The following is a 21258-nucleotide window of genomic DNA, read 5'->3' as shown; positions in this document are numbered from 1 at the left end:
TCCCGTCGAGTCCAGGGAGACTCCAGCAGAATGGCTCGGCACGCAGAGCAATGCATTGGTTGCAATCGAGCGCCTGAAAGCGACGATCGACGAAGAAACGGACAAGCTTGAAGCTCGTGCCGTCGTGGATTTCGACACGTTCAGCCAACGCAAGAACCGCGGGTTGCTCGAATTGACCCGGGCAATCCGTCAAGTCGCCGATGTGCAGGCGGATCCGCGTCTGACGCCGAATCTGACGCATCTGCGGGCGAGCCTGATCCGCAATCAGGCGGCGCTACAGATCCATCTCGATGCCGTGCGCGAAGTGTCTTCGATCATCGCGAAGTCGATTCAGGAGGTCGAATCTGACGGCACCTATTCGCTTCCGGCCCCGGGTGTCCGCACATGATGAAGCTGCTGCTGACAGGAGTCTGGGCCTGTCTGGTCACGGTCGGAACGAGCCTCGGGATCTCCTACTGGAAGGAAACGGCTGCGGCACTGCCGGTGAAGCAGGAGCAGCCGGAAGGCCTCGTCTACGAGAAGGTGAAGGTGATCAACGTACCGATGCTCGCCGAAGGAAATGTGCAGGGATACATCATCACCCAGCTCGTCTTCACTGCCGACGCCAAGGTTTTGCGCCAGCTTCCGGTTCCGCCGGAGCCATTTGTTGTCGATGAAGCGTTCCGCACGCTGTATGGCGATCAGAAACTCGATTTCAAGAATCTCGCGCGATATGATCTCGCGCAATTCGCTCAGGCCGTGCGCGCGCAAGTGAACAAGCGTCTGCAGGTCGAGGCGCTACAGGAAGTCCTTGTACAGGATTTCAATTATGTCTCGAAGGACCAGCTTCGTCGCTGATGGATCTGCAGGTGGCCCGCACTGTGGCCGCTGTCTGGGGCGATGACGCCAAGTGATCCGCGATGGTCTTCGTGTGGTACTTTTCTTTGCGCGAAAGACTCCCTGTCAGATGCGGGAGTTGAGAGGCGGCGGTGGACGCCAACGCCAGATATTGGCGTCCTCTTGCGCGCGAGGCGTGAGCCTCAGTTAGCTTTCGATACCGGCATTTCGCCGATAGAGCGGGACTTCATGTCGTCCAGCCGATAGCCCATGTAGCGTTTGGACTCGATCGGGTCGAAACCGAGATGATCGCGCAGTTTCTTGCGCAACTTGCTGACATGGCTTTCAATGACGTTCTCGTCGAAGCTCGCATCGAACAGACCGTAGACGGCATTGAAAAGCTGGGTCTTGGTCAACCACTTGCCTTGATGTCCCACCAGGTGCTCGAGGATGCGCAGTTCGCGGCGCGGAAGCGCCAGGGTTCGGCCAGCGATCTCGGGGTCGCGCCCGTCGAGGAACACACGGATGATGCTGGTTTGTGCCGGTTCGTTCTGATCAATGCTGCGCCGGCGAATCACAGCCGTGCGGGCCATGATTTCCTTGACGTGGACCGGTGCGTGAACGACGTCATCGACACCGGCCTCGAACAGTTCGATCGTCTGCTTGAGGTGCTTCAGGCTGTTGAGCGCAATGATCGGCGCGCGTGACCTGTTGCGGATGCTCGATGGAATGCTCGTGCGGTCCGGGCAGTCGCCCAGCAGGAAAGCACGAATGGCGGTTAGATCGTTGCCAACGGCTCCTTCGAGCCAATCGCGGAAGTCAGTAGAAGTAAAACCAATCGAAACGACGCCTTCGCGGTCAAAGCCCGCTGCATAGCCTTGTGTGACGCCCTCTCGGTCATCGATCACAACAAACATTTTAATCCCCTGCGTGTTCGCCTGAATGTCGTCATGGGGTCGAACTAGGCGTACTCGCCCCATTTTTGCCTTGGAGACGCAACACAACAGTTACTGCGAGCGATGGAGAGAACGGCGTTCGGAGACTTGCTGACATACTTCAAAGCCGGGTCGCTTTTTACCGGATCGGAAGCAAGTGATGCGGTCGGCTAGCCTCTTTAGTGTCGTCTGCTCGATCGATAGATATGAGAGTTCCTCTCATTCGATGGATGTGTCATCGATAAACACGAGATGACACCTCATACTCGTGGCTCGTAAACAGTCACCAGGCTCGAAACAGAGGTCGTTGCCGCCAAAGAGATGCCGTGACGGGCAGCGATCCGCCGAATTCGAATGGTGTCGGAATCACCTCAGTCGATACGTCAAGATGGTACCTCATCATCAAGTAGACGAGCCGCAAAGATTTGCATAGCGCCGTCAATGCCGATCATGGCTTCTGCTCAAACGAATAAGTGGATAATTCACAACGAATGCGTTCGATGACGACGCTCGCGATGTCACGGAGCACATCGGTTGGCTCATGCCATATGGCAACGTGATGTACTTGAGCTCGCGCGAGGGGCGCAGGCTGCCGAAAGCGAAGTATGAATTGGCGAGGCACATGTCGGAGCTACTGAATGTCACGCAGCGCATGCGTACGATCGCGCGGTGGCGTTAGCTCCCATGCAGGCGTGATGGTGCCGCGTTTCATGAGCGCCACTTTCTGCAGCAATGTTCTGCGGATGCTGCCCATTTTTTCATTCGTTGTCTGCATCGCTAGCTTCCTGCCTGTGCGTTGCTATTCGATCGTGGCTTCCGGGAGAGGTTGGTTCAGCGTCCAACAACGATCCCTTTGCTGGTGATGACTTGCCAGCGACCGTTCTCGCTCCTGATCTCCTGGATCCGGCCCAGCGCTGGAACGTCCTGACCGGGGGAAACTTCGATAATTCCGGATTTGCCTTCGAGCACCGCGGCGCCGTCGTAAGCACGTCGAATATGCCAACCTTCGATCACGCTACGTGACGTGTTTGCCGCAGCCGAAGGCTGCACGGACCCTGTGAATTCAGGGGCTTGCGTCGTTGGCTGTCCAGTATTCGTGTCGTCGGAAAGTCGGGCGATCTTCATGCGTTGCGCCGGGAGATCGCGCTCGATCTGCCGGACAGCAACGCGTTCGGCCGCCGGCTGCGGCGTGTTCGCTACGCGATTGCTGGCCGCGCTCAACGATAGTTCAGCAACTTGCCGTCGCAATTGTGAGACGGTTTCGCGAATGCCGCGAAGCTCCGCATCGGCAACAGCGCGTGCTGCCTGGGGACGCATGAAAAGATAGGCAATGCTGCCTGCCGATATCAGCGTTGAGAGTCCGACAACAACAGCCAGCGAAAAGAACGGGGCGCGCCACGCTGCAGTTTGCAACGGTTTTGCGACAATGCGCGCAGGCGGAACCGTGATGCGTGGGCGGACTTTGGGTGGTTCGTCGCGCAAGGCGTCACGCGTCCGTCGCAGGCTCGCACGTGCTTCATTCGCGAGCAGTTCGTCGATCGCCGCCGCAGCTGCGACATGAGGACGGTTCGCCGGCGCGTTGCGTGCAGCCTTCGCATGCGCTGGTTCGTTCCTGCTCACAGTCTTTGACCTCGAATCGGATGTCGACGATGACATCATGATGCGGATTCTTGCGTTAGCTGCGATCGACGGATTGCGATCTGTAGCAGCGGCGTAACAAGCGAAGCTTGTGCGAGGCATTAGAAGCGGGCTGCACGAAAGCGCGTAAGCCGGGGCGTGCAGATCACGCTCGGGTCATGGCGCCGGTCTACGTGACGACCAGACGAAGCGAGCGGGTGCGTCAAGATGGATAAGGTCGTGCTTGGATTTTGTGTGGTATCAGTGTGGTATTAAGTGATCCGCGTCATGCCTCTACAACGCTTCTGATCGTGCGAATAGTCGAGGCAGTACGATCAACGCAGTTCATTTCAATCAAGTCTAGTTTTCCAAAAATTGTCGAGTTCATTTTCTAAAATGCTGTTTGCGGCGGAAGGCGTCGTTTGAAAAACCTGCCGAATCGCGCTGCGTGTTCGAAATGTTGAATCTAATGTTCTGGCCGGCGATAACGCGTTGGCAGGACTTATTCATCGAACGATGAAGTGACGTTTTAAGAAACCACCACTATTGCCGGGCTCATGAGTATCGATCTTGAACGTTTGCGCGATTACGTGAAATCGCTGAAGGCCGAGCGGCAGGACTCGCCAATCGGAAAAGTTAAATCAGGTGCGACCGAAATTATTCGGAAGAATCGTCAGGAACTGGAGCGTATGCATCGTGAAGACGGCGCCACATGGACCGAAATTGCAGCGGGCCTCGCAGCGCAAGGCGTAACGCAAGGTGACGGCGAACCAATCACGGGACGACGGCTGACCGCGCTGATGCACAATATCCGGGTTCAGGAAGAGCGGCTGCGTAACAAACAGAAGAGCGCGAGCAGCCCATCCGATGACCGTGCATCCGACGAATCCTGACTTCGTTCGCGAGGCGAACTGACTTGAAGGCCATTGCGATTTCGAAACAGACATCGGCGAAGCGATCACGAACGTCTACCGCATAACGAGCTCTTCGAACCGAGCTTGCAAACGGCCGCCTCGCTGGTACGGGGCGGCCTTGATGTCGGCCTGACGGGATCGCTCGGCGTCGTCATTGCTTGACCAGCGGACGTTCACCATTCTTCATCGGACGGCATGCTTCTTCGGCCGGATCGTTGCCGGCAGTTTGCTATATTCTCAGGCACCTTTGGATACTTCGGGTCGCTGCACTTAGTAATATGCGTTAGCGATCTAGCGGCCGTCCTCACGGACGCAGCCCTTCGAAAGGCGTTGTCAGCAGGCATCGACTTTATCTTCGCCCCTATCGCGATGCATCCTTGATGAAAGCCATCTCCCCCGTTGCTTGCACGCAATGAAGTGTCGCCGAATGGCCGTCCGCATGCATCGAGGTCGGCATGCTGCCGTTCATCCCCACCGCCGTGTGCTTGCTGAATGCCCATGTGCCGCTTCAGGTCCCACCGGAAACGCTCGGTGAGAACGATGCCCTTGGCGACATCGAGGGCGAGCGTATGCACATCGGATATGTAGGCCGGCATGTTGGCGACTGTCTTGCGCCAGCGATGAGATCGAACTCGCTGGCTCGATGGTTGCGAGGCCGACCAGTGCAGGTCGGGGATGTCACTCTGATCGTGCTGGTGGGCGGTCTCGGCACCCGAGCGAGGTTCTCGTGACCTCTGATCCGGTGCTTGCCGAGCCAGTCGGTGGGAGCAGCGCGAAAACCCGCTAAGCTCTTGAAATCACTGGCGCACCCGACACGATTCGAACGTGTGACCTTTGCCTTCGGAGGGCAACGCTCTATCCAGCTGAGCTACGGGTGCAATGGCCATGATTTAGCCGATTGGCTGCGCTGCGGCAACGGGCGAAACATGCCCGATTCCGGATCCGCGGCGTCCGGCATGAAAATGGCGCCCATGGGCGCCATTGGGTATCGAAAAACGGGCGGGCGCCTAGTCCACAGTCTGGATCACGCTCGAGATCGGCCGGGCATTGCTGGTCTTGACCGGCTGCAGCTCGGCCTGGATCGCGGCGTCGTATTCCGGCAGCGTCCGCAGCGTGTCCTTGGCGCGGATATGCACGACCTTGTAGCCGCCGGCCTTGAGCTGGGCCAGCAGGTCGGGCACGGCAGCGGCGGACCATTTGTGCAGGTCATGCATCAGGATGATGCCTTTGCCTTTCTTCTTCAGCTTTTCCATCACCGAGGTGACCAGCTTGCCCGCATTGTGGACACGGAAGTCCTCGGAATCGATGTCGATGGAGAAGGCAGCGATGTTACGCTCGGCCAGATAGGCCTTCAGCTCGGCATTCTGGCGCAGCTGCGGGAAGCGGAAGAATGGCGACAGCGGTTGACCGGCCATCAGTGTGATGGCGCTAATGCCGCGCTCGATCTCGTCCTTGGCTTCCTGCGGCGTCTTGCTGGCGAGGTTCTGGTGCGACCAGGTATGGGTGCCGACGCTGTGGCCGGCCGCGATCACCTGCTTCAGCACTGCGGGATGCCAGGTCGAATGCTTGCCGATGGGGAAGAAGATCGCCTGCACGCATTGCGCCGCGAGCGCGTTCAACACCGCGGGCGTGGTGTTCGGCCACGGGCCGTCGTCGAAAGTCAGCACCACTTCGCCGGGCTGCAGGAAATCGTAATCGCGATATTGCGACATGCCAAGGCCGGGACCGCCAGTGGTGTCGATCTGCACGGTGCGCGCAACGCCGAGCGCATTCGGATTGTTGCAGGCGGGCTTCGTATAGGCCGGGCGCTTCTCGACAGCAGGCTGCGCGGGTATCGGCGCCGTGCTCGGTGCAGCGGCAACGGCCTGAACCTTCGGTGCCGGTTCGGCCGGGCTCGTCGAAGCCGGCTTCGGCCAGCGGGTGTCGATGGAGCCGGTGGTCAACTCGCCCTTGTCGCTCTTGGCTGTCGACGTGACCTCGGCGGGGCCAAGAAAATGCCACGCGCCCGCACCTGCAGCGACAACCGCCGAAACAGAACCAGCAACAATCAAGAAAGGAAGTTTACGCATATCCACTCCGGCGCCCGGGGCCCACCTCGGATCACCATTGAGCGGAATAGTTAACCGAGCGTATGCAGCGCGCGTTCCCGGTGGGAAAATTCGTCACATTTCAATGTTGTGCGTGTCACGCAGGTACGATCGCGCGCCCGATCGGCCACAGCGCGATGCCGGCAAGCTTGAGATGCGCCCACGCGAAGGGGATGCCGACAATGGTGATGGCGAGGCCCAGCGCCGTGACAAGATGCGCGATGGCGAGCCACCAGCCGGCCAGCACCAGCCAGATGAGGTTGCCGAGAAAGCCGAGCAGGCCGGTGCCGATATCCTCGCGTCCGGTGACGAGTTCGCGGCGCACGGCGCGCTGGCCGAAGGGCAGCAGTGTATAGGCGGCGATGTTGAACGCGGCGCGTGCCCAGGGCAGGCCGATGATGGTGATCGCCATGATCACGGCAGCCAGCACCCAGCCCGCAGCCATCCACAAGCCGCCGAAGACGATCCAGAGGATGTTCAGAAACAGCGGCAGAATGGGCATGGATCTCTCGCGTGATGCGCCGGCGGCGGCGTGGTTACCGATCCCTTAACAGATGGGATGTGCCCGCGGGATGACAATATGCCGTCGTGCAACGGGGGGCCGAATCCCCGCTCACGCCTTCGAAGCACTGCGCCTAGTATCCCCGTCCGCCTGCGCGGGAATAAGACGGTCGGGCGCTGTCCGCCGGTCGCGTGTCCAGCGCCAGCCGGACGTCGCTATTGGCCTGCGTCTGCGGCTGCAATTCCTCCAGGAAGATCGGCTTGGAGAAATAGTAGCCCTGCGCATAGCGGATCTTGGTGGCGGCCTGCAGATAGGCGAGCTCCTCGAAGGTCTCGACGCCTTCGGCGATCACCTTCATGCCAAGCGCTTCGCTGAGCGACTCGATGGCGCGCAAGATGCCCTGGCTGCGCGGCCGCTTATGGATGTCGGTGATGAAGGAACGATCGATCTTGATCTCGTCCGCGGTGATGTCCGCCAGCGCCGAGAGCGAAGAGTAGCCGACGCCGAAATCGTCGATGGACACGCCGACGCCGATGGCACGCAGCATCGGCAGGATATCGTCCTGGAAATGCGTCTTGGCGACGAACGCATCCTCGGTCACCTCGACCATGAAACGTGTCGGGCATCCCGTCTCTTCCAGGGCGCGGGCGAAGGACTGCATGAATTCGGCATTGCCGGCCTGCTTGGCGGCGACATTGATGCTGATGGTGGCGCCCGCGCCGAAGGCTTCATCGATCAGGTCGATCGACTTCATGATTTCAGCGAGCACGAGATGCGTCAGTTCATCGATCAGGCCGAGCTCGACGGCGAGATTGATGAATTCGCCCGGTGCCTGGATCACGCCATTGTCGTCGCGCAGGCGAACCAGCGCCTCGATACCCTGGATCTCGTTCGTGCGGATATCGACCTTGGGCTGGAAGGCGCAGCAGAACCGCTTGTCGAGAATGGCCAGGCGCAGCGCCTGTTCGGTGGCCATGCGTGCGAGTGCCTCGCTCTCCATGCCGGCATTGAAGAACACCGCGGCGCCCTTGGTGTCGTTCTTCACCTGATACATGGCAATGTCGGCGTTCTGATGCAGAACGTCGTAGGACCGGCCGTGCTCGGGATAGAGGCTGACACCGATCGAGGCGGTGGCGAAAACCTCGGAATCCTCGATGAAGAACGGCGCCCGCAGGCGTTGCACCAGCCGCTCCAGATAATCCGCGACCTCCTGCTGGCTCTGGATCGGATTGAGCAGCAGCAGGAATTCGTCACCGGAAATGCGCGACAGCATGTCGGTCGAGCGCAGTTCTAGGCCAATGCGCTTGGCGAATTGCACCAGCAATCCGTCGCCGGTGCCGTGGCCGTAATAGTCGTTGATGTGCTTGAAATTGTCGATGTCGAGGAAGGCGAGGGCGAAGTGCCCATAGCCGCCCTCCGGGCAACCCGAGTCTTCGGCAATCAAATTGCCGACATGCTTCTCGATCACCCGCCGCGTCGGCAGGTCGGTCAGTTCGTCGTAGTAGGCGCGACGGAAAAGCTCTTCTTCGACAGCTTTCTGCCGACTGACGTCGCTGGCACTGGACAGCAGAAGCGTTTGGCCGTCGATCTGGACGGGGCGATGCGTGGTCAGGAAAACCCGCTTGTCGAGCTCGGAATTGACGCGCTCCTCGAACACGGCGGTGCGACCCGACTGGATCAGGTTCAGCGCCGTGAGGCGACGATGCGTCAATGCCTGCTGCAGAAAGTCGGATGCCGCGCTGTCGGCTTTGAAACTGTCCGGTGCGGCATTGAATTGCGCGGCAGCAGCATCGTTCACCAGCAGGAATTCGCCCGTGTCGCTCTGTACCGTGACCGCCGATGGCAGCAGGCGAACAATCTCGCGCAGCATCGTGAGTTCGGTGGCTTGAACATTGTCGGCCGATTCTTTCGCGCCAGGCGAAGCATTGGCGGCAGGGAGGTCGGTCTGCTCCGGGACAAGCGGAGAGCGTGGGGAGGATGCATTCTGCATGGTTGCGGAACCTGACAAAATGCCTTGTAGGTTTGGTTAAACCGATCTCGGAAAGACGGTAGTTGTGTAAATTCCCGTGCAATTTGATGGGGCGGGGTACCGACGTCATTAACAGACCGTCAATGCCTGCGTCGAAAATCCATCCTTTGGCGGACCGGTCGATGAGACATTTTTTGTCCGCTCGTCCCGCATCGGAGAAAACCTGTTTTGTGTCTCCGGAGGGGCGGGCGCTGCGATCGCGCCTTGCTGCGGTCGACGATCGCGTGACGCCGAAACCGCCCCTGTCGCGTGGAGAAAAATGCCCTTCATCGCGTCATGAAAACGAAACGAACGCAGCGCCATTGACCTAAGTCACAGTGCGCATGTCGCTATTTTTCTCGCCGTCTCGACAGGTCGGAAACGGGTCCCCATCATCAGCATCCGCAATCGTCGCATGCCAGGACCGATCTTCCATGAGCAACACGTCGCCCGCCAAGGTACTCTGGTTCCTGCCGACCCACGGCGATGGCCGCTATCTGGCTTCATCGCAAGGCGCACGCGAAGTCGATTTCAAGTATCTCCGCCAGATCGCACAGGCGGCTGATCAACTCGGCTATTACGGCGTTTTGCTGCCGACCGGTCGCAGTTGCGAGGACTCATGGGTCGTTGCGTCAGCAGTTGCGCCCTGGACCGAGCATCTCCGCTACCTGGTCGCCGTGCGGCCGGGGCTTCAATCTCCCAGCGTTGCCGCCCGCATGACCGCGACGCTGGACCGCGTCACCAATGGTCGATTGCTTATCAATGTCGTCACCGGTGGCGATCCGGTCGAAAACAAGGGTGACGGAATCTTCCTGCCGCATGACGAGCGTTATGCCGTCACACGCGAGTTCCTCAACGTCTACAGCGATCTGCTCGCCGGCAAGACGGTGAATGTGGAGGGCAAACACATTCGTATCGAGGACGGTCGCCTGATCTTCCCGCCGGTCCAGTCGCCGCGTCCGCCGCTCTATTTCGGCGGATCGTCGGATGCCGGCATCGATGTCGCCGTCGATACCGTAGACAAATACCTCACCTGGGGCGAGCCGCCGGCGCAGGTCGCCGAGAAGATTGCCCGGGTCAAGGCTGCCGCCGACAAGCGGGGCCGCAAGCTTTCTTTCGGCATTCGCCTGCACGTCATCGTGCGCGAGACGAATGAAGCCGCATGGAAGGCGGCCGACGACCTCATCCAGTATGTCACCGACGACGTCATCGCCAACGCGCAGAAGACGCTCGCGCGACAGGACTCAGTGGGCCAGCAGCGCATGATGCAGTTGCATGGCGGTCGCCGCGACAAGCTTGAGATCAGCCCGAATCTCTGGGCGGGCGTGGGCCTCGTGCGCGGCGGTGCAGGCACGGCGCTGGTCGGTGATGCAGAAACCGTCGCGGCGCGGATCACGGAATATCAGGACGTGGGCGTCGATACGTTCATCATGTCCGGCTATCCGCATCTCGAAGAAGCCTATCGCTTTGCCGAACTCGTCTTCCCGCGGCTGTCGCTGGAGCAGCACGACAATGTCACGCCATTCCGCGCTCGCACCGGGCCGGTCGGCGAGATCGTCGCCAATGAGCATCGCGCGCAAAGTGCGTCGTAAATTCGACAGGCAATCCCATCATGAGCATCGTTGAAATCCTCCCGCGCGCGCGCAATCTTCGTCTGCCGCGTATCGATGGAATCGCGCAGTGGATTGTTCCGCTGGTGATCCTGATCGCCTGGCAGGCCGCCAGCGTCACCGGTTTCATGCCGTCGCGCGTGATGCCGGCGCCCAGCGAAGTGGCCGTTGCCGGGTGGAAGCTTTTGCTGTCGGGTGAACTCGCTCAGAATATCTGGGTGTCGTTCTGGCGCGCCTCGATCGGTTTCCTGATCGGCGGCAGCATCGGTTTCGCCTTCGGCCTCGCCAACGGCCTGTCGAAACTGTCGAGCAATCTCACCGACACCACACTGCAGATGGTGCGCAACGTCCCGCATCTGGCGCTGATCCCGCTCGTCATCCTGTGGTTCGGCATCGACGAGTCGGCCAAGCTGTTCCTGGTCGCGCTCGGCGTGTTCTTCCCGATCTACATCAATACGCTGCACGGCATCCGCACCGTCGATCCCCAGTTGATCGAAATGGGCCGCATCTACGGCATGTCGAACAGTGAGCTGTTCCGCCGCGTGATTTTCCCCGGTGCGTTGCCGTCGATCTTCGTCGGCGTGCGCTTTGCGCTCGGCATCATGTGGCTGACGCTGATCGTGGCCGAAACCATCGCTGCCTCGTCGGGCCTTGGCTACATGGCCATGCAGGCGCGTGAATTCATGCAGATCGACGTGGTGGTGCTCAGCATCCTGATCTATGCGCTGCTCGGCAAGGTCGCCGATAGCGCCTCCCGCCTGCTCGAACGGCTGACGCTGTCCTGGCACCCCGCCTTTCAGAAACACTGAGTGAATTCGAAAGCGAGCGTTTTGACATGACCCTTCAGCAATCCCTTCGCCTCAGCCACGCCGAAGCCCAGCGCGTCAATGCACCTGCCGGAGTCGAACAGGCGCTCGCCGAACAGGCTCGCCGCTCGCAGCCGAAGCGCGGTGGCTCGGCGCTCACCATTCGCGGGCTGCGCAAGGCCTTTGGCGATAACGAAGTCCTGCGCGGCATCGATCTGCATATTCCTGCCGGCCAGTTCGTTGCCATCGTCGGCCAGAGCGGTTGCGGCAAGAGCACGCTGTTGCGCCTGATTGCCGGGCTGGAGAAGCCGACCGCCGGTTCGATCACCTTCAGTGAAGATACCCGCGCTGAAGATATCCGCGTCATGTTCCAGGAGCCGCGTCTGCTGCCCTGGGCCAGCGTTCTGTCGAATGTCGAGGTTGGCCTCGGTCGCGATCGCCAGAAGGCAGGCGCGAAGGCACGTGCCGAGCATGCGCTTGGCGAAGTCGGCCTCGCGGAGAAACGTGACCAATGGCCCTCGGTGCTGTCGGGCGGCCAGAAACAGCGCGTCGCATTGGCCCGTGCGTTGGTCAGCCATCCGCGCGTGCTCGCGCTCGACGAACCGCTCGGGGCGCTGGACGCACTGACGCGCATTTCGATGCAGGGATTGTTGAATCGTGTGTGGGCCGATCAGGGCTTTACATCGATTCTGGTGACTCATGACGTGTCGGAAGCGGTCGCGCTGGCTGATCGCGTGTTGGTCATCGAGGAAGGACGCATCGCCCACGATATCACCGTCGATATCGCTCGGCCACGCCAGCACGGCGCCGCCGATCAGGCTGCGCTTGAAGGTGAAATTCTCCGCAATCTGCTTGGCACGGACGTCTAGTCATTACCTGCGAGGCTCCTATGAACTCCATCGTGCGCAATCTGACCTTCGATCGCGATGCGCCGTCCGATCTGTTTCGCAGCGCCATGCGATCACTCGCGGGCGGCGTCAGCGTCATCACGGCCGGACGCGGCAAGGACATCACCGGCATGACGGTGACCTCGGTGTCGTCGCTGTCGGTCGAGCCGCCGACGCTGATCGTCAGCGTCAACCGGCAGTCCTCCACCTGGCCGTTGCTGCAGCGCTACAGCGCCTTCGGAGTCAATATTCTCTCGGCCGATCAGGTCGATATCGCCGAGCGCTTTTCGGGAAAGGGAGGCCTGAAGGGCGCCGAGCGCTTTACCGGGGCCCAATGGCTTACCCGTGCCACCGGCGTGCCGCTGCTGTCCGGCGCCCTGGCTGCGATTGATTGCGAAGTCGAGGAGGTGATCGAGCGTCACTCCCATGCCATCGTCATCGGTCGCGTCCGCGATGTGGTCACCGCGTCGCCGCATACGGCATTGGCCTATTGGGACGGGCAGTATGTGGCGATCGACCAGGATGAGGACAACGTAAAGCTCGCGGAAGTCAGCCTGCCGACGCCGCGCGCCTTGCGGGAGATTTGAGTCTACTTCGTCAGGAGCGCAAATGCCCCGTTCCAGTCCGCCGGCGGCGGGCTGACGAGATATTCCCGAATTCGCTTCTCATAAAGTTTGTAGAGCGCCTCCAGCTGTTGAGCGACGTCTGAGCTTCGCCCGCGTTCGATGGCGAACAATGCGCCGTCCCAGTCGCGGTTCCGGTAGCAGGCGAGCATCTCGATGGTGAGATTGCGGAGCTGTTGAAATCGCTCCGAATGCGCCATGTCCTCACGGCCGGCGATGGCGTAGATCACTTCCGGCTCGGTCTTGCCTTTCACCATGATGAAGTCGAGTTCGAGGATCGCGAGCTTGTCCTTGGCTGCGAGCGCAGTCTTCGAGCCGACGATGATGGGAAATCCGTATTCCTTCGATTGCCCTTCAAGGCGTGAAGCCAGGTTCACGCTGTCGCCGAGCACCGAATAGTCGAAGCGTAGGTCCGACCCCATATTGCCGACCACGCAGATGCCGGTATTGAGCCCGATCCCGACATTTAGCGGGATATAGACAGGCCCGCCCTGGATCGCCTCGTCCTCACGCTGCTTGTTGAGCGCCGCGATCCTGTCCAGCATGTCGAGGGCGGCATGGCAGGCATTGAGCTGGTGTTCATGGTCGTCGAGCGGCGCGTTCCAGAATGCCATGATCGCATCGCCCATATACTTGTCGATGGTGCCCTTGCGGTCGAGGATCGCGTTTGTGAGGGGGGTCAGCAAGCGGTTCATCAGCGTGGTCAGGCCATGCGGATCATGCTTGTAGGACTCCGAGATCTTGGTGAAGCCACGCACATCGGAGAACATGATGGTCATCTCGCGCTCTTCGCCACCGAGCTTCAATTTCTCTGGTGACTGCGCCAGCTGCGCGACGAGGGCCGGTGACAGGTACTGGCTGAAAGCCGACTTGATGCGGCGACGTTGCGCCTGTTCGCGCACGAAGTTGCTGAAGATCAGTGTCGAATAGATCAGCGTGGTCGAGAGCAGAGGATAGGTGAAGTCGATCAGCAGCCGCTGCTGCTGGAAGAAATACCACGATGTTCCGATCAGCAAGGCCGCGAAGATCGCGCCCATGATCACCAGCGTGATCGGCCCGAACATGGGCGCCAGCCAGATCACGATAAGGCCGAGCAGCAGTGCGGTCAGGAGTTCGGCGCCGATGGCATAGTTCGGCTGCGACAGCACGGTCCTGGTCAGCGCACTTTCAAGCACCTGCGCATGTACCTCGACGCCCGGAATCGAGGCGTCCAGTGGCGTTGTCTTGACGTCGAGCAGGCCGACGGCAGACGTGCCGACAAGCACCAGTTTCTGCGCAACCGCCTGCGCGGGGGCGGAGCCGTCGAGGATGGCTGCAGCGGGGATGTAGATGCTCGGGTCATGCCTGGCAAAATGCACCCAAAGCTGGCCGTTGCGATCGGTCGGAACTTCGAAGCCACGTACGGCGACACTCTTGATCCCAGCGCGATCCGACTTGACCAGGATCGTCTCTGTGCCGGACGCGACGCGCAGCATCTCGAAACTCAGCGACGGCATGGTGATGCCCTGTGTCTGCATCAACATTGGCACGCGACGAACGATGCCGTCGCGCTCGTTGCGGATTGAGAAAATGCCACGGCCGGCAGCTGCCTTTTCGATCACCTCGACATTGCGGAGCAGACCGGGGAAGTTCAGCATGAAAGGCTGCGGCTCGCCGCCGAGCGTTGCAAGGCCGGTGACGGGAAGAGTCTTGTCGAGCTCGCGCAGCATATAGGGCAGACCGGATTCGCCGAGCACCACGCGCGATTTCCGAATGGCATCGGCGAAGACCTGATCATTGCTCGGCAATGCCCTCAGTCTTGTCCGCGTCTCGTCATCGAGCCCTGCAAAGCTGCTTGCGGCAAGATCGGGGTTCAGCCTGTCAGGCTCGGGAAACACCACGTCGAAGGCGGTGACAACGGCTCCCATCTGCCGCAGCTTGGTGACGAGTTCCGCGAGCAGCGTGCGCGGCCATGGAAACTGGCCGTATTTCTGGATGCTCTTCTCGTCGATATCGACGATCACGACCGGCTTCGCGGTCTTTCTCCGAGGCTCGATCACTTGGTAGGCATCGAAGCTGCGTAGCCGCAGCTCTTCCAGAGCCGGGACGTCGGCAATGCGTAACGCTGCCAGTGCAACCAGAAGCAGGACGCAGAAAGCGCGCGCCTTGCCGACCCGCAGTGCCAGCCGCTTCAGGTGCCGTGAAAGGTTCATGCAATGTGTGTCACTTCTCGCGGAAGGCGCGCATGAACTGGTCGCTCAGCGGCTTGGCGAGATAGGAGAGCATGGTGCGTTCGCCTGTCTGCACAAAGGCTTCGACCGGCATGCCGGGGATCAGGCGGACATCGCCGAGCCGTGCCACTTCCGATGGCGGCAGCGAGATGCGGATGGTGTAATACGCCTGTCCGGTGCGCTGGTCGGTGGTGGTGTCGGCGGAGACGCGGCTGACCTCACCGTTCAATTCCGGCGTGGTGCGCTGATTGAAGGCCGTGAGGCGGAGCACGGTCTTCTGGCCGATCAGCAGCTTGTCGATGTCTTGCGGATTGACGCGGGCTTCCACCGAGAGACTATCGGTCTGCGGCACGATCAGCATCAGCGTGTCGCCGGCAGTGATGACGCCCCCTACCGTATGCACATTGGATTGCAGCACGACGCCATCCTGCGGCGCGCGGATGTCGATGCGGCGCAGCTGGTCTTCGGCGGTCACCTTGCGTTCGACGAATTCGCCGATCTTGTCATTGGTCTCGCGCAGGTCCTTGGAGACCTCGCTGACCAGATCCTTGTCGATCTGGAAGATCTGCAGCTCAATCTCGGTGATCTTGCCCTTGGCCTGCGCGCGCGCAGCGATGAACTGCGCACGCTCGCCGGCGAGGCGGGCAGCGTCGCGCTCCAATACGGTGAGGCGCGAGATCTGCACCAGTTGCTGGTCGAAGAGGCCGCGGACGCCGACCAGCTCTTTCTCCACCAGCGCGATCTCGCGCGTCTTTGCCTGTTCCTGTGCGCTGAGGCCGGCGATCTCCTCGTTGAGCTGCGAAATGCGCTCCCGCAGCTGCTGCTTCTGGCCGACGCGGCCGGTGGAGCGGACATTGAACAGCTTCGTCTCGCTGCCGATGACATTCTTCACGTCCTCGTCGGCCATCTGCTCGAGAAGCTGATTTGGAAATGTGATGCGATCGGCGCCGCGCTGTTCGGCTTCGAGACGGGCGGCGCGTGCCCACAGGCCATTCAGATTCTTGGTGACAATCGCGAGGCCGGCCTTGGTCACCGTGTCGTCGAGGCGCACGACAATGTCGCCGGCCTTGACGATGTCGCCATCGCGGGCGCGGACTTCACCGACCACGCCGCCTGTCGGATGCTGTACCTTCTTGACATTCGTATCGACCACCACCGAGCCCGGCGCGATGAGCGCACCGGCGAGTTGTGCGGTTGCGGCCCAGCCGCCGAGACCTCCGCCCAGCACCAGCACGACGGCGAGGCCGATGATCAAATGAAAGCGGATGGAGCGCTGTGATGCCGTTTTGGGTGTGATCATGGCTTGGCAACCCCGCCATCGGCCACGATCTTGATCGGCTGCGCCGCCGGGCGCTGCAGCACCTGGCCGAGCACCGTTTCCTTCGGCCCGAAAGCCTGCATGCGGCCGTCCTTCAGCACCAGAAGCATGTCGACACCTTCGATACCGATGGGCCGGTGCGCCACCACGATGACGATGGCGCCGCGCGCCCGTGCTGCGCGCACTGCGCGGGTCAATGCCTCGTCCCCTTCGGTATCGAGATTGGAATTAGGCTCGTCTAGAACGATCAGGAACGGGTCGCCATAGAGCGCCCGCGCCAGCGCGATGCGCTGGGCCTGGCCGGCCGACAGCACACTGCCATGCTCGCCGACCTCCGTGTCATAGCCTTCCTTCATGCTGACGATCAGCTCATGCACCCCGGCCTGCCGGGCGGCGGCGATGATAGCGTCGTCCTTGGCGTCAGGGTCGAAGCGGCTGATATTGTCGGCGATGGAGCCGGAGAACAGTTCGACGTCTTGCGGCAGATAGCCGATATGACGCCCGAGATCGTCCGGCGCCCATTGTTCGATGGCGGCGGCATCGAGCCGGACATGGCCGCGCACCGGCTTCCAGACACCGACCAGTGCGCGCAGCAGCGATGACTTGCCGGAGCCAGAGGGGCCGATGACGCCGAGGCCGTTGCCCGCCTTCAGCGCGAAAGTGACATCGGCCACGGTGACGCGTTGCTCGCCGGGAGGTGCGATGCTGACATTCTCGATGCTCAGCTGTTCGCGCGGATTCTGCAGTTGCGTGACCGGCGACTGCGCGGGCAACACGTGTAACAGTCCGTTCAGCCGATGCCAGCTCTGGCGCGCGGTCACGAAGCCCTTCCAGTGCGCGATGGCGAGATCCACCGGCGCCAGCGCGCGGGCACTGAGGATCGAGCCGGCGATGATGATGCCGGCGGAAGCCTCCTGATTGATGACGAGATAGGCGCCGACCCCAAGCACCGCCGATTGCAGCATCATGCGCATGACCTTGGCGATGGCGCCGAGTCCGCCCGCCACATCGCTGGTGCGCTGATTGCCGGCCAGATAGGTCTCGTTGGCATCCTTCCATCGTGACGCCAGTCTTCCGGCCATGCCCATGGCGACCACGACCTCGGCATTGCGGCGGCCGGATGCCGCGATGCCGCCGCGCCTGGCGGCGAGATTGGCGGCTTCCTGTGCCGGTGCGCGGGTCATGAATTCGGTGAGCACCGTCAGCGCCACCAGCAGCAGCGCACCAATGAGTGCGGTGAGGCCGATCATGGGATGGAAAGCGAAGCAGATCGCGAGATAGAGCGGTAGCCAGGGCAGGTCGAACAGCGCACTCGGCCCCTGTCCGGACAGGAAGGAGCGGACATTGTCGAGATCGCGGAGCGGCTGCAGGCCCTCATTGCTCTTGCCGGCCAACAGCGGTAGCCGCACCACGGTGTGAAACACCCGCGGACTCAGGGCCTCGTCGAGTGACGAACCGATCCGCACCAGAATACGCCCGCGCAGCAGGTCGAGGACGCCTTGCGCGATATAGAGGCCGGCGGCGAGGACGATCAGGCCCACCAGTGTCGGCACGCTGCGGCTTGGCAGCACGCGATCATACACTTCCAGCATGAAAAACGAGCCGGTGAGATACAGGATGTTGATCATGCAGCTCATCAGCCCGACGCCGAGAAAGGCGCCGCGGCAGGCCCGCAGGGCATCGCCAAGCTCGGTCCGGGCCGATGGGCTGGAGGGTCGTGCTGAACCACGCTGCGTCAGTGCACGCTGCATCGCCAAACCTTTGCGGATCACTTTGGACGTGGCCCCGATAAGGCCCCGGCGCACCCGCCGGCTATGTCCAATTCTAAAAGCCCCGATCAACGGGATTATGCCATCGATCGGGCCATTTGTGCAGGTGGGGGGTGCGAGACAGTTAATGGCGGCAGGAAATCGCCACAATGAGTCCGTGTGCGGAAGAATAAGTCACACGCGCGGTAGGGGCTGGTCGTGAACGATGAAGTCGCTCGCCTGCAGATCGAACACACCTTTGACCAGAATCGTATTGTGGTCACCGAGCCCGTCGTGAGGATCGAGGTGAATGGTCGTTCCGGCTCGGGATGTCGTCGTGTGGGCGCTCAGCCAATGTGCAAAGCTGGTCTCGCCCGGCTCGTACGGAATGTCCAGCCGCAGATCGATCTTGTCGGTTCCGCGCTTGAAATCCGTAATGCTGTCGTTGCCGAAGTCCGGTCCGAACACGAACTGGTCCGCTCCGAACCCGCCACTCAGCACATCCTTGGCGGCCGTCGAGATGACGACATCCCTGCCATTCGTTCCCGTCAGAGTGACGTGATCGCGGGGCGATACGTCTCCGACATGGAACACGAAGTTGATCGCGTCTGACGCGCCCTTGTTGTCGGTAACAGTCAGATGCACGGTTTCCTGCCCGGTCTTTCCCGCCGGCGCGTCATAGGTGATGGGCAGGCTGAGCCGCGCGTTCAGGTCGGACAGTGAATCGGCATGACCCGATGATGATGTGTCGCTGAAATAGACATGACCGCCGAATTTGGTCGTGGTCGCAAAGTGGAACGAGCTGTTGGCGGAATCCTCATCCGCGACGGTAATGCCGCGGATCTCCGGCATCCCGGTCTCGCCGGTGTCGGCTTGCAGATGGCTGATGTCGATGGTGGGCGCCTGGTTCTCGATCACTGTGCCGCCACCGTGTAATTTGTCGCTGCGGCTGTTCACCCACGAGCCATCGTCGGCGCGAATATCGTAGCTGATATCGTTGCCGTGGCCGTCATGGACGAAGCGAACCCTGTCGGCATTCAACTCCGACGTCGTGAAGCTGTTGTCGATCGACCACTCCCAGCAATGGGTACGGTAGTTATAGTTCAGGGTCTCGAAATGGCCGCCATGCACGTTCGAGACCGTAAACTTGAAACTCGAACTGTCGGGATCACCTACACGAAAATCGGACGCTTTCAGCAGGGCGGTACCGCAGGGTTCGACCGTGAAAGATGCGCTCAGGATTCTCGGCGCATCGTTTACCGGAATGAACAACACGGCGCTGTCCACGGTGTTGCTTGCATGGTTGGTGTCGTGGCCGTCGTCGGCATAGACCTTATATGACGGCGGAGCTTCGCCGCCGTCATGGGTGAAGATCACCCTGCCGGCCCTCAGGTCGGCTGTGGTGAAAGTGTCGGTCTCCTGCCACTGGCCATCGCGATAGACCTTGAAGCAGCCGTTCTCCACGCATGACAGGTGGAACGTAAAGCTGCTGTCGTCGGGATCGGTCGCCAGAAAATTCAGCACGGTCAGCACGACCGTTCCGCCCTCGGCGATGATCAGAGGCGCAGCGATCATCGTCGGTGCGTCATTGACGTGATTGATCTCGATCTTGGCGCGGTAGGTCTGGCTGACGCCGTTCTCGCCATCTCCGTCATTGGCCTTGATCGAGAACGTCGCATCGCTTTCGCTGCCGTCATGGACGAAGCGCACGTGGCCCGCGACCAGGTCATCGGACGTGAATGACGACGTGTCGTGCCAGCTGCCGTTCTCGGTCTTGATCTGGAACTTGCCGTGGCGAACCTGCGAGACGGTGAAGACGAAGTCGGTGCTGTCGGGATCGGTGACGCCAATATCTGAGGCCTTGAGGACTTTGTATCCTCCCTCCGCGAGCGCGAACGAGACCTTGTCGATCACCGGGCGGTCATTGGTGCCGGTAATCGTGATGGTTTCTGTCTGCGTGGTCTTGCCGCCCTGTCCGTCGAGGATATCGTAACTCACGACAATGGTCAGCTTCTGGCCGGCAGCCAGATAGTCAAAGGCAGGATCGTTCGGGTCGAGCCTGAGTTGCGATCCGCACAGCGACAGGCCGGAGGGGCTCGTGGTGGACTCGGCGCCCTTGCCGACCTTGTAGCGGATGTTTCCGATCGAGAGTTCCTGCTCGTTCGGATCCGAGGCGCCGTCGAGGAGATCGACCGTAACGGCACAGTCGCCTTCGGTCGCATCCAGCGTCAGCGGATTGCTGACAACTGGATCGGCGTTTCGATAGCCGGCCGTCTGTAGAGTCGGACCGCTCGAACTGTTTCTGGCGCCGCTGCCATCATCCACGGTCAGGATGAACGAGGGCGGTCCGCTGCCGTCGCTGACAAAGCGCACGCGACCGTCGCGCAGGTCGTCCATCGTGAAGGTGATCGCGCCGCTCTCATTGGTCAAAAATGCCATCCGCAACAGCGGATTGCCAACGACAAAGCTGCCGCCCGTCACATCGGTGACAGTGAATGTGAAATTCGATGACGCGTCCGGATCCGAGATCGTGAAGCTGGTCTCGTTCAGCACCACCGTATCATTCGGTGTCACGGTGAAGTTCGTCGAGACCACCACCGGCTGGTCGTTGACGCCGGTGATCGTGATCGTCTCGGTCTGCGTGACGCTGGCGCCATGCACGTCGGTGATGGTGTAGGAAACCACGAGCGTCACGGTCTGGCCTTCGCCGAGATAGCTGAATGCGGCGGGATTGACCTGCAGTGACGCGCCGTTCAACGTCACGCCATTCGGTGCGCTCGTCTGTGCCGGGCTGCCGTCGAGCGAATATCTAACATTGCTGATGCTGAGCGTGGCGGTTTCGCCGAGATCGGGGTCCGCAGCGCCCGCCAGGAGATCGAAACTGGACGGCGCTCCGCCCTGGGTCACGGCGCCGGTCAGCGCCACGGAGGCCACAGGCGCGTCATTGGTGCCATCGACGGTGAATGTCAGCGTCTGATGCGTCGTGTCCGGGCCGGACTGGCTGTCGAATTCGATGACATAAATGGCCTTCTGTCCGGCCCCCAGAAACTTGAAGAGCGCCGGATCATAGGAAACGCGGCCGGTCGGCGGATCGACCGAGATCAGCGATTTGAGGTCGAGCGACGCTGGCGTGCCGGCAGGCCCGGTGGCCGAAACGATCCGGGCAGTGCCCGGAAC

Annotated in this window: 18 protein-coding genes and 1 tRNA gene; 8 read left to right on the top strand and 11 right to left on the bottom strand. The window is 61.1% G+C overall.

Translation table 11 applies throughout. From position 1 onward, the window contains the following. Together ACIQ17_RS17195 and ACIQ17_RS17190 are read left to right on the top strand one after the other, a co-directional pair. Positions 1-388 (top strand): hypothetical protein (locus tag ACIQ17_RS17195; RefSeq protein ID WP_398470275.1); only part of this gene is annotated, 388 nt, incomplete at its 5' end. Continuing rightward, the gene (locus ACIQ17_RS17190; protein WP_398470274.1) at positions 385-837 is read left to right on the top strand and encodes a hypothetical protein; all 453 of its coding nucleotides are present in this window, start codon (positions 385-387) and stop codon (positions 835-837) included. The genes ACIQ17_RS17195 and ACIQ17_RS17190, both read left to right, overlap by 4 nt. Positions 838-1019: 182 nt before the next feature. On the opposite strand, the gene ACIQ17_RS17185 is transcribed toward ACIQ17_RS17190, so the two are convergent. The 3 genes from ACIQ17_RS17185 to ACIQ17_RS17175 form a co-directional block, all read right to left on the bottom strand. Beyond that, positions 1020-1733, bottom strand: coding sequence for a response regulator transcription factor (locus tag ACIQ17_RS17185; RefSeq protein ID WP_398470273.1), 714 nt, complete (start codon positions 1731-1733; stop codon positions 1020-1022). A 649-nt stretch (positions 1734-2382) separates the two neighbouring features. Continuing rightward, the gene (locus ACIQ17_RS17180) at positions 2383-2526 is read right to left on the bottom strand and encodes a hypothetical protein (RefSeq protein WP_398470272.1); all 144 of its coding nucleotides are present in this window, start codon (positions 2524-2526) and stop codon (positions 2383-2385) included. A 56-nt stretch (positions 2527-2582) separates the two neighbouring features. Beyond that, entirely contained in the window at positions 2583-3410 is an 828-nt protein-coding gene (locus ACIQ17_RS17175) for a hypothetical protein (protein WP_398470271.1), read from the bottom strand. A 515-nt stretch (positions 3411-3925) separates the two neighbouring features. Between ACIQ17_RS17175 and ACIQ17_RS17170 the strand changes: the two genes are divergently transcribed. After that, entirely contained in the window at positions 3926-4261 is a 336-nt protein-coding gene (locus ACIQ17_RS17170) for a hypothetical protein (protein ID WP_398470270.1), read from the top strand. A 476-nt stretch (positions 4262-4737) separates the two neighbouring features. Next, positions 4738-5013, top strand: coding sequence for a hypothetical protein (locus tag ACIQ17_RS17165; protein WP_398470269.1), 276 nt, complete (start codon positions 4738-4740; stop codon positions 5011-5013). 70 nt (positions 5014-5083) lie between these two features. Here ACIQ17_RS17165 and ACIQ17_RS17160 read toward each other — a convergent pair. From ACIQ17_RS17160 to ACIQ17_RS17145, 4 genes are all read right to left on the bottom strand, one after another. Beyond that, positions 5084-5160 (bottom strand) — tRNA-Arg (locus ACIQ17_RS17160). 129 nt (positions 5161-5289) lie between these two features. Then, the gene (locus ACIQ17_RS17155; RefSeq protein WP_398470268.1) at positions 5290-6351 is read right to left on the bottom strand and encodes a polysaccharide deacetylase family protein; all 1062 of its coding nucleotides are present in this window, start codon (positions 6349-6351) and stop codon (positions 5290-5292) included. Between the two features lie 115 nt (positions 6352-6466). Further along, positions 6467-6871, bottom strand: coding sequence for a YccF domain-containing protein (locus ACIQ17_RS17150; RefSeq protein WP_398470267.1), 405 nt, complete (start codon positions 6869-6871; stop codon positions 6467-6469). Positions 6872-7004: 133 nt separating this feature from the next. Then, positions 7005-8741: a putative bifunctional diguanylate cyclase/phosphodiesterase gene (locus ACIQ17_RS17145; RefSeq protein ID WP_398470276.1), complete on the bottom strand. Its 1737-nt coding sequence runs from the start codon at positions 8739-8741 to the stop codon at positions 7005-7007. Between the two features lie 572 nt (positions 8742-9313). Between ACIQ17_RS17145 and ssuD the strand changes: the two genes are divergently transcribed. Genes ssuD through ACIQ17_RS17125 form a run of 4 tightly spaced genes read left to right on the top strand, consistent with a single transcriptional unit; the run spans position 9314 to position 12769 of the window. After that, the gene (gene ssuD / locus ACIQ17_RS17140) at positions 9314-10471 is read left to right on the top strand and encodes an FMNH2-dependent alkanesulfonate monooxygenase (protein WP_398470266.1); all 1158 of its coding nucleotides are present in this window, start codon (positions 9314-9316) and stop codon (positions 10469-10471) included. 20 nt (positions 10472-10491) lie between these two features. Further along, positions 10492-11298 (top strand): aliphatic sulfonate ABC transporter permease SsuC, encoded by an 807-nt coding sequence (gene ssuC / locus ACIQ17_RS17135; protein ID WP_398470265.1) that lies wholly within the window; start codon positions 10492-10494, stop codon positions 11296-11298. A gap of 26 nt (positions 11299-11324) precedes the next feature. After that, positions 11325-12164, top strand: coding sequence for an ATP-binding cassette domain-containing protein (locus tag ACIQ17_RS17130; RefSeq protein ID WP_398470264.1), 840 nt, complete (start codon positions 11325-11327; stop codon positions 12162-12164). A gap of 20 nt (positions 12165-12184) precedes the next feature. After that, positions 12185-12769, top strand: a complete 585-nt coding sequence (locus tag ACIQ17_RS17125) for a flavin reductase family protein (RefSeq protein ID WP_398470263.1) — start codon at positions 12185-12187, stop codon at positions 12767-12769. A gap of 2 nt (positions 12770-12771) precedes the next feature. On the opposite strand, the gene ACIQ17_RS17120 is transcribed toward ACIQ17_RS17125, so the two are convergent. The 4 genes from ACIQ17_RS17120 to ACIQ17_RS17105 form a co-directional block, all read right to left on the bottom strand. Further along, on the bottom strand, positions 12772-14997 hold the full coding sequence (locus tag ACIQ17_RS17120) for a CHASE2 domain-containing protein (protein WP_398470262.1): 2226 nt from the start codon (positions 14995-14997) through the stop codon (positions 12772-12774). A gap of 10 nt (positions 14998-15007) precedes the next feature. Further along, entirely contained in the window at positions 15008-16315 is a 1308-nt protein-coding gene (locus tag ACIQ17_RS17115; RefSeq protein ID WP_398470261.1) for an HlyD family type I secretion periplasmic adaptor subunit, read from the bottom strand. Beyond that, on the bottom strand, positions 16312-18084 hold the full coding sequence (locus ACIQ17_RS17110) for a type I secretion system permease/ATPase (RefSeq protein ID WP_398470260.1): 1773 nt from the start codon (positions 18082-18084) through the stop codon (positions 16312-16314). Before ACIQ17_RS17110 ends, ACIQ17_RS17115 begins: the two co-directional genes overlap by 4 nt. Positions 18085-18276: 192 nt before the next feature. Next, a partial coding sequence (locus ACIQ17_RS17105) for a cadherin-like domain-containing protein (RefSeq protein ID WP_398470259.1) occupies positions 18277-21258 on the bottom strand: 2982 nt, incomplete at its 5' end.

The organism is Tardiphaga sp. (assembly GCF_044340795.1).
Classification (GTDB): domain Bacteria; phylum Pseudomonadota; class Alphaproteobacteria; order Rhizobiales; family Xanthobacteraceae; genus Tardiphaga.
Note: the sequence above shows the minus strand (reverse complement) of the source record. Positions and strands in the feature narration are given on the sequence as shown.

Coding starts and splice junctions, on each gene's coding strand:
- ACIQ17_RS17190 (WP_398470274.1), top strand. CDS start 385: ATGATGAAGCTGCTGCTGACAGGAGTCTGGGCCTGTCTGGTCACGGTC.
- ACIQ17_RS17185 (WP_398470273.1), bottom strand. CDS start 1,733: ATGTTTGTTGTGATCGATGACCGAGAGGGCGTCACACAAGGCTATGCA.
- ACIQ17_RS17180 (WP_398470272.1), bottom strand. CDS start 2,526: ATGCAGACAACGAATGAAAAAATGGGCAGCATCCGCAGAACATTGCTG.
- ACIQ17_RS17175 (WP_398470271.1), bottom strand. CDS start 3,410: ATGATGTCATCGTCGACATCCGATTCGAGGTCAAAGACTGTGAGCAGG.
- ACIQ17_RS17170 (WP_398470270.1), top strand. CDS start 3,926: ATGAGTATCGATCTTGAACGTTTGCGCGATTACGTGAAATCGCTGAAG.
- ACIQ17_RS17165 (WP_398470269.1), top strand. CDS start 4,738: ATGCTGCCGTTCATCCCCACCGCCGTGTGCTTGCTGAATGCCCATGTG.
- ACIQ17_RS17155 (WP_398470268.1), bottom strand. CDS start 6,351: ATGCGTAAACTTCCTTTCTTGATTGTTGCTGGTTCTGTTTCGGCGGTT.
- ACIQ17_RS17150 (WP_398470267.1), bottom strand. CDS start 6,871: ATGCCCATTCTGCCGCTGTTTCTGAACATCCTCTGGATCGTCTTCGGC.
- ACIQ17_RS17145 (WP_398470276.1), bottom strand. CDS start 8,741: ATGCTGCGCGAGATTGTTCGCCTGCTGCCATCGGCGGTCACGGTACAG.
- ssuD (WP_398470266.1), top strand. CDS start 9,314: ATGAGCAACACGTCGCCCGCCAAGGTACTCTGGTTCCTGCCGACCCAC.
- ssuC (WP_398470265.1), top strand. CDS start 10,492: ATGAGCATCGTTGAAATCCTCCCGCGCGCGCGCAATCTTCGTCTGCCG.
- ACIQ17_RS17130 (WP_398470264.1), top strand. CDS start 11,325: ATGACCCTTCAGCAATCCCTTCGCCTCAGCCACGCCGAAGCCCAGCGC.
- ACIQ17_RS17125 (WP_398470263.1), top strand. CDS start 12,185: ATGAACTCCATCGTGCGCAATCTGACCTTCGATCGCGATGCGCCGTCC.
- ACIQ17_RS17120 (WP_398470262.1), bottom strand. CDS start 14,997: ATGAACCTTTCACGGCACCTGAAGCGGCTGGCACTGCGGGTCGGCAAG.
- ACIQ17_RS17115 (WP_398470261.1), bottom strand. CDS start 16,315: ATGATCACACCCAAAACGGCATCACAGCGCTCCATCCGCTTTCATTTG.
- ACIQ17_RS17110 (WP_398470260.1), bottom strand. CDS start 18,084: ATGCAGCGTGCACTGACGCAGCGTGGTTCAGCACGACCCTCCAGCCCA.